The sequence below is a fragment of the Allobosea sp. 05T422_2 genome, assembly GCF_056396265.1.
The window spans coordinates 1-7100 of record NZ_JBFTLD010000314.1 but is presented as its reverse complement, the minus strand read 5'-3'; the positions used below and the strand labels follow the sequence as shown (position 1 = coordinate 7100).

The window sequence follows — 7100 nt, the reverse complement described above, 5'->3', positions numbered from 1 at the left end:
TGCTCGCAAGGGACTTGAACATGGCCTGGCCCTCGCCAAGCCGCTCGGGGCGAAAGTCACCGTTCTGACCGTGTCGGAGCCCCTGAGCCCGGACATGGCACGCGCAGCCCGACTTAGCGGCGTCGGTGATCCCATCGGGGGCTACGACCACCAGATTGATGCGCTGATGAAGGAACGATTTGCGTCCATCGAACAACACGCGTCCAAACACGGCGTTACGGTGGATCTGGAGCACGAGATTGATGATTCGCCTGCCGAGGCAATCGTCCGATCGGCCAAGCTCAATGGCTGTGATCTTATCGTCATGTCCTCTCATGGCCGCCGTGGTGTGCAGAAGGTCTTGCTCGGCAGTCAGACATCAGAGGTTCTGGCGAGGACGACAATCCCTGTTCTGGTGATCCGGTAGTCGCTGATCTCTTCCGGCTTGTGACGCTTCTTCGGCATGGCGGTCCTCCTGTCTGACTCAAGACATCCGTGGACCGATTCCGCGGGGGTGGAGCACGCGACGCGTGGCACGATCTGTCCGGTGCGGGGCTCCGAGCCAGTCCTCGCGGCACCGTCGTCCCGCGGAGGAGGGAGCGTCCCCTGCGATGACGCCCGCATCTCGTCGCGGAAGCTTCGCTGGCTATGTCAGCCGCGGCATTCCTCGAGGTCGAGATCGAGTTTGCTGCCCTGCAGGAACGCCTCCGGCCAGGCCGAGGTTCACACTGTCCCCTTCCAAGAGCCAACACCGGTGGGATGGCCACATGAGTTTATGGTCGCTGCCCGTGTACGGCTGCCTMGGGTTGCCGAAGCGGACGTGACGCAAAAACCCGCCGGATCTCTCCGGCGGGTTTGCTGTCAGGCTCCGAGCGCGATCGCTCGTCCCAATCGACAGGGCAGGGCGTCAGATCCGGCGGACGTTCCAGAACAGCGGGGAGGACGCCGTCAGGATGTCCTGGGGTGCCCGTTCACCGATCCACGAGCGAAAGGACGACTTCGATCTCCTCGTCGAACATTCCGCCGGTGGKAGAAAAGCCGAGCTTTTCATAGAATGCCTGCGGGCTGCCCGGCCCAAGGCCAAAGCTCGTGTAAAGTTCTCTGATACCCCGCGATCGGAGGCGCGCAGCGATCTTGGAGATTGCCTGCTTTCCAAAGCCGCGGTTCTGAAAAGGCCTGGCGATCATGAAACGCCACAAGTAAGGGCCAGGGCAGTCGATCCCATCGTCCCAATCCGATCCTTCGTGCACCATCACGAAACCGATCAAGACATCACCCGCATAAACTCCACGGAACCAAGCCGATTCCGAACAGAATCCTTCTGCAATCGACGACCCGTTGTCCGCGACAAAATCCCTCTGTTCTTCGGGCAGGGTCTCGCTCAGTTCACAAATTTCAGAGACATTTGCAGACGTGACCCGTCGAAACGTCACCTCCGCATCACTTGGTGGGATTGTCATATTCGAATTTCCTACACTGTCGATAGTAATCGTAGTAATTTCGGCTCGCTATCAAATGTCTAAATCGAAATCAAGAGAATATGATCACGAACTACGTCCTGTTTTTGCCCTTTTTTTGGTGTTTTTGTATTAACGCCCTCTAGGGAAGGTTGAGTTGTTAATCTGTCTCTTCGAGGAGCTGTTTCGCGCGTGCGGCATTGGGCTTGGTGATTGGCAGATTGCGATCGAGCCCGAAGATATTCGGCGTCACCAGCTGTCCGACGGGTTTGCCGAAGCCTTCCATGGCGATCTCGGCGCGCCCGATTGGTGATGGAGGAACCGGGCCAGTTCGTGTGAAAAATGCTCCAGCCGCCGCGCTCAACCGGTTCCCTGGAGGTGCGGCGCTGGACGACGGTGTCCAAGTCCAAGGTCTGCACGTCGACATCCGCGCCGAGCGGCCGGATCCTGAATGCGCAGCTCGACTTGCGGTCCGTCGATCATTGGGCAACCATGCCAACGCGACGCCCTCAGAGACCGGAACATGCCCCCGGACAGGCCCTTCCTGGTCAGACACGCGGACCTGATCTTCGCGCTCAAGACCTTCGGCGCCGCCATACTCGCCTTCGTCATCGCGCTGTGGATCGATCTCCCGCGCCCATCCTGGGCCATGGCCACCGTCTACATCACCTCGCAGCCCCTCGCCGGAGGGACGAGCGCGAAGGCGATCTACCGCCTGCTCGGGACTGTGATCGGCGCTGTCGCCGCCATGGCCATGGTGCCGAGCCTCGTCAACGTACCGGAACTGCTGTGTCTGGCGATCGCGTTATGGGTCGGCCTGTGCCTTTGCCTCGCGCTGCTGGACGGGACGGCACGCAGTTACGCTTTCCTTCTGTCGGGCTATACGGCTGCGATCATCGCCTTTCCGTCCGTCTCGGATCCCGGCAGCATCTTCGACACCGCGATCGCGCGCGTTCAGGAAATCTCGCTGGGCATCATCTGCGCTGCGGTCATCTCCGGGACGGTATTCCCGCAGAGCAGCGGCACGGTCATCTCCGAGCGGCTCGATTACTGGCTCGCGACCGCGGCCAAGCTGTCGCGGGAGGCCCTCGCCGGCAGCGGGGTCGGCCAGGAGCAGCATTTGCAGCGGCTCCTGAGGGAAGCAGTCGAGATCGAAGCCATGGAGAGCCACCTCGATCATGACCGGCTGACCGACATCGAGGCCGCGCGTGGATTGCGCATTCTCCGGCGGCACATGCTGATGCTCGTGCCGATCCTTGCCTCGATCAACGACCGGATCGCGGCACTCGGTCCCCGGTTGCGCGACGATGAACCCGATCTCGCCCGGCTCTTCGAGCGCCTGTCTGCATGGATCGCCGACGACGGCTCCGTCACGCAACCGACGCTCGAACTGTCGTTGGAGATCGAGGCCCGTCGCCTTGGGCTCTCCACCGACTCGAGCTGGGACCAGGTCCTGATCGTCAGTCTGCTGATCCGCCTGCTGGAACTCGCCGATCTCTTGCAGGACTGCCGCTTGCTCCGCTCCGCGATCGACGAAGGCCGGGATCCCTCCCGTGTCACCCTTCGGTTCGATCCGGAGGCAGGGGCCGAGGTCGCCCGGCATCGCGATCCCATGCTCGCCATCTGGTCGGCAGCCGCCACGGCCATAGCAATCCTGCTTTGCTGCGCATTCTGGATCGGCACCGGTTGGCACGATGGCGCCTCCGCCCCGATGATGGCTGCGGTGGCATGCTCGATCTTCGCCTCCCGGGACGACCCGGCGATCGGCATGCGCAGTTTCGGGGGATGGGCGGTCGTCGCCATCATCGTCGCCGGAATTTACCTGTTCGCGTTGCTCCCGCGGATCTCGGACATTGAGGTGGTCGTCGTGGCCCTGGCGCCGACGCTCGTCTTGTTCGGTTATCTGATCGCGCGGCCCTCGACGACGGCGATAGGCACCGCGCTCGCCGTCAACTTCGCGACGATGCTGGCGCTGCAATCCACCTATCAGGCGGACTTCGCGGCGTTCGTCAATTCGGCGATCGCCTTCGTGTTGGGCATATCCGCCGCCATTGCGGTGATGCGGACGCTGCGCTCGATCCGCACGGAATGGATCGTGGCTCGCCTCCTGCGGAAGGGCTGGGTCGCGCTCGCCCTGGCGGCGGAACATCGCGGTAAGCGCGACCGGGCCAATTTCGTCGGCGCCATGCTCGCCCGCCTCGACCAGCTCGTGCAGCGGCTCGCCGCCATTCCTGAAATCGAGCGACGCGACGTCGAGAACCTCGGCCAATTGCGGGTCGGTCTCAACATCATCGACCTGCGCCGCGCGCGTCATCAGCTCTCGGAGAACACCGTCCGGGCGATCGACGGCTTGCTCGACAGGCTGGCCGCCACGTTCCGCGCCTATCCGGGAGGGGCGATGCCCGAGAGCCTGCTCGCCGATATCGACACCACATTGACCGCAGTCGTCGACGATCCCGGTGCCGGGGCCAAGGAAGACGCCCTGATCGGGCTTGTCGGCATCAGGCGCGGATTGTTCCCGCAAGCACCGCCCTATATGCCTCAGTCCCCGGTGATCGCGATGCAACTCGCATGAGAACGGACCTCGACATCTTCGGCGTCTATGTTCCCTCGCTGCTGCTGGGGTTCGTGATCGCGTATGTCCTGTCGGCGCTGCTCTCGCGGTTGTTCCGCCGGATCGGCCTCTATCAACACGTCTGGCATCGGGCGTTGTTCGATCTGGCCGTCTTCGCCTGCCTCCTTGGCATGGTCGTCTTTCTCTCTTCGGGGATTCTGGCGTGAAAGACCTGCTTGCGTCATACGGCCGCTACGCGATCACGGGCATCGCCGTACTCGCTGCCATCGTGGTCGGACACTGGCTCTGGGGCTACTACATGGACGCCCCCTGGACGCGGGATGGTCGTGTCCGAGCCGATATCGTGGTGGTGGCGCCCGACGTATCGGGTTTCGTGACCGAGGTCCTCGTGCGCGACAACCAGCCGGTCAAACGCGGGGATCCGCTGTTCAGGATCGACCGGGCGCGGTTCGAGCTGGCGCGGCAACAGGCCGAAGCCGTTGTCGCCGGCCGGAAGGCGTCGCTGGAACAGGCGAACCTCGACTTCGACCGCTATCACACGTTGAGTGCCGACGCGGTCTCCCGGCAGCGGCAGGAKGAGGTGCGGGCGACACAGCTCGTGGCCAAGGCGGCCCATGAACAGGCCGTGGCCGATCTCGGTGTCGCCCAGCTCAATCTCGACCGCAGCGAGGTACGCGCCTCCGTCAACGGCGTCATCACCAATATGGCCCTGCGTCCGGGCAGTTTCGTCAGCACCGGCAAGGGCGTCATGGCGCTGGTCGATACCGATACGTTGCGCGTCGAGGGCTATTTCGAGGAGACGAGGCTCTCGCGCATCCATGTCGGCGATCCGGCTTCGATCCGCCTGATGGGCGACGGCACCCGCCTGACCGGTCGCGTCGAAAGCATCGCGGCCGGCATCTACGATCGCGACCGCGGGGCGGGCAGCAATCTGCTCGCCGACGTCAATCCGACCTTCAACTGGGTGCGGCTGGCGCAGCGCGTGCCGGTGCGCATTGCACTCGACGAAGTCCCACCCGGCACGCTTCTCGTGTCGGGCCGAACCGCCACGGTCGAAATCCGCTCCGCGAGGTAGATACCGTTTGATGCGGCATCGACGGGCCAGGACCGCGATGCTTCGGATGGTGCTCGTCTCACTGCCGCTGAGGCGGAGATGGGCGCCTATGTCTCGGCGGCGGCGCACCCGGCCGACGTGGCGTGGGTGGCCCTTGCATGAATTCCGCGGCCATCCCGTCGAGACCCCGCGCGGTCCTCGGCAGTAGAGAAAAGCCGCATCGTGCTGGAAGGCGTGCGCGGCGATCGGAGCATCGCCGAGCACTGTCGGCGCGAGACATGCTCTGCGAGCGAACCCGAGGTTCGTCTCGCCGCGTGTTGGTCCGCCAATGTGATCAAGCGCATTTAAGCCAGAAGCGGGAAGGGCGATAACTCTCGGTATCGGATTATCGGAAGGACCAGACCGATGGCCTTCAGGACCGCGTTCGCGCATCAGGACAACACGCGAGACGTCAGTGTCTCGATCATGTCTCTCATCCCTGCCTTTGTTGCCGTCGGCTCGCTTGTCGGTGACATGTCTCTCATGGCTCCGGGCATGCTTCACATGTTGCCGAGTGGTTGCTTGGCCTCATTCTGCGGTATTTCTACTTCTCTGTTCCTTGCGTCTCGTGACATGGATTTAGATTGTATCTCGAGGTGTTTTAGTTTCGAGGTCGGTTATTTTATGAAGCCAATCCGAAGACTGCGGACCATCTGTTCGACTGGAGTTTTTTGCGCTCGGAACGTTGGGGTCCATCGGGATGAGCCTGGGCATCAGCTCCTGAGGTTTCAGCTTCGCCCCGGTGGCGGCGACAACCCGCGCGCTTTACCGGCCGTCATTGTCATGGTTTCCCGCACCCAGAAATGAGGCGAAATCCGATGCTGCTGCGTGGAATCGCCGTTTTCACATCCTTTCCCCTAGCTCTGGCGGCTGCCGAATTCGGATCAACCGAAAACGGCTCCAAGTGGGTCCCTCGGCTTGGCGACGTGGTTCCTCGTTCGATCCGGGTCGTGGGCCTCGACGGCGAGGCTCGATCCTTGCCTTTTGGCATGGTGATCGTCGATGGGCGAATTGTCGTACTGGTGAAGGCAGGCACGAGGGAGATTGTCGACATCACATCGGATGAGCCAGTCGGTGCGCCTCCGCTCCCTTCGAACCCTTCAGCGCCGCGCCAGTCACGCGGCGAGCGGTTTCAATAGGACACGGGCCTCGGCGCACATTCCCAGGAACATGATCGCCGCTAGCCGCGGGGGGCAACTTTCCGTGTGTGCGGGGCAAGACAGCCAAGTGCGAGCGTGCGCCGATAGCGGGCGGGAAGCACCGCAGCGGCGATTTCGTTCGGTCAGTCGGTTTTCACTCGAAACCTCTGGCGAAAAACCCCGTAGACACCAGTTTGGGAGAGCCCTGGCGCTACGGGGTCTCCTGCACCCGGCAGTGTCACCCAGGGGAGGGGTGCCGGGGAGCCTTGGATTAGTGCCGGCCTGTCCGCTACCCCCACCTCCTGCCGCCGAAGATTGTCATGGCAAGGTCGTGCAATGCCGCATGGTGCTGACGATAGGCAGCCTGGTCAAGCGCTGCGCTGGACATCGTCCAGCAGCTTTTGCCCGGAGATGGAGACGCTGACGGCGCAATGGCTGGCCAGCACCGACGAGGCCCAGGCGCACGGTGCCCCAGTCCATCGTCTGCACGTCGACATTCAGGCCGAGCCGCTCGGCGCCAGGAGCGGGCTCTGGCTTCGGCCCGAAAGCAGAGCTGAAGCCAGCGACGGTGACACGTCCGAAACGACCCATTCCCGACGTTTGGAGCGTCCGCTCTTGGGTCGGTCGACTCGCGAGAGGCCAAGCTCGCGGACTTGGCGCGGAAGTTTTACCCAATCAGGTTTCGTGGCGGCGAGGCTGCCCCCGATGACAAGGAGGGGTTGAGCTCGGGCTTTCACGGCTCGGACGAGTTCGCAGCCGGATTCCGGCTCAAGTGAAAGCAGCCCTGAAATGCAAAATGCCCGCCGTGAGGCGGGCATTCGCTCTTCGACCGAAGCTCAAGGGGAGGGAATCATGAG

Annotated in this window: 6 protein-coding genes; 4 read left to right on the top strand and 2 right to left on the bottom strand. The window is 63.0% G+C overall.

Annotated features, from left to right (window positions below):
• Positions 1-406 (top strand): universal stress protein (locus AC1DJT_RS32245; protein WP_476835668.1); only part of this gene is annotated, 406 nt, incomplete at its 5' end.
• Between the two features lie 544 nt (positions 407-950).
• On the opposite strand, the gene AC1DJT_RS32240 is transcribed toward AC1DJT_RS32245, so the two are convergent.
• Entirely contained in the window at positions 951-1439 is a 489-nt protein-coding gene (locus AC1DJT_RS32240; RefSeq protein WP_476835667.1) for a GNAT family N-acetyltransferase, read from the bottom strand.
• Positions 1440-1596: 157 nt separating this feature from the next.
• Positions 1597-1722: a hypothetical protein gene (locus AC1DJT_RS32235; RefSeq protein ID WP_476771029.1), complete on the bottom strand. Its 126-nt coding sequence runs from the start codon at positions 1720-1722 to the stop codon at positions 1597-1599.
• A 237-nt stretch (positions 1723-1959) separates the two neighbouring features.
• Here AC1DJT_RS32235 and AC1DJT_RS32230 point away from each other — a divergent pair, with 237 nt between their 5' ends.
• Genes AC1DJT_RS32230 through AC1DJT_RS32220 form a run of 3 tightly spaced genes read left to right on the top strand, consistent with a single transcriptional unit; the run spans position 1960 to position 5086 of the window.
• On the top strand, positions 1960-4011 hold the full coding sequence (locus tag AC1DJT_RS32230) for an FUSC family protein (protein WP_441493802.1): 2052 nt from the start codon (positions 1960-1962) through the stop codon (positions 4009-4011).
• The gene (locus tag AC1DJT_RS32225) at positions 4008-4217 is read left to right on the top strand and encodes a DUF1656 domain-containing protein (RefSeq protein WP_441493803.1); all 210 of its coding nucleotides are present in this window, start codon (positions 4008-4010) and stop codon (positions 4215-4217) included. The genes AC1DJT_RS32230 and AC1DJT_RS32225 overlap by 4 nt, the downstream gene beginning before the upstream one ends.
• Positions 4214-5086 (top strand): efflux RND transporter periplasmic adaptor subunit, encoded by an 873-nt coding sequence (locus tag AC1DJT_RS32220; RefSeq protein WP_476835666.1) that lies wholly within the window; start codon positions 4214-4216, stop codon positions 5084-5086. Before AC1DJT_RS32225 ends, AC1DJT_RS32220 begins: the two co-directional genes overlap by 4 nt.
• The last annotated feature ends 2014 nt before the right edge of the window (positions 5087-7100 follow it).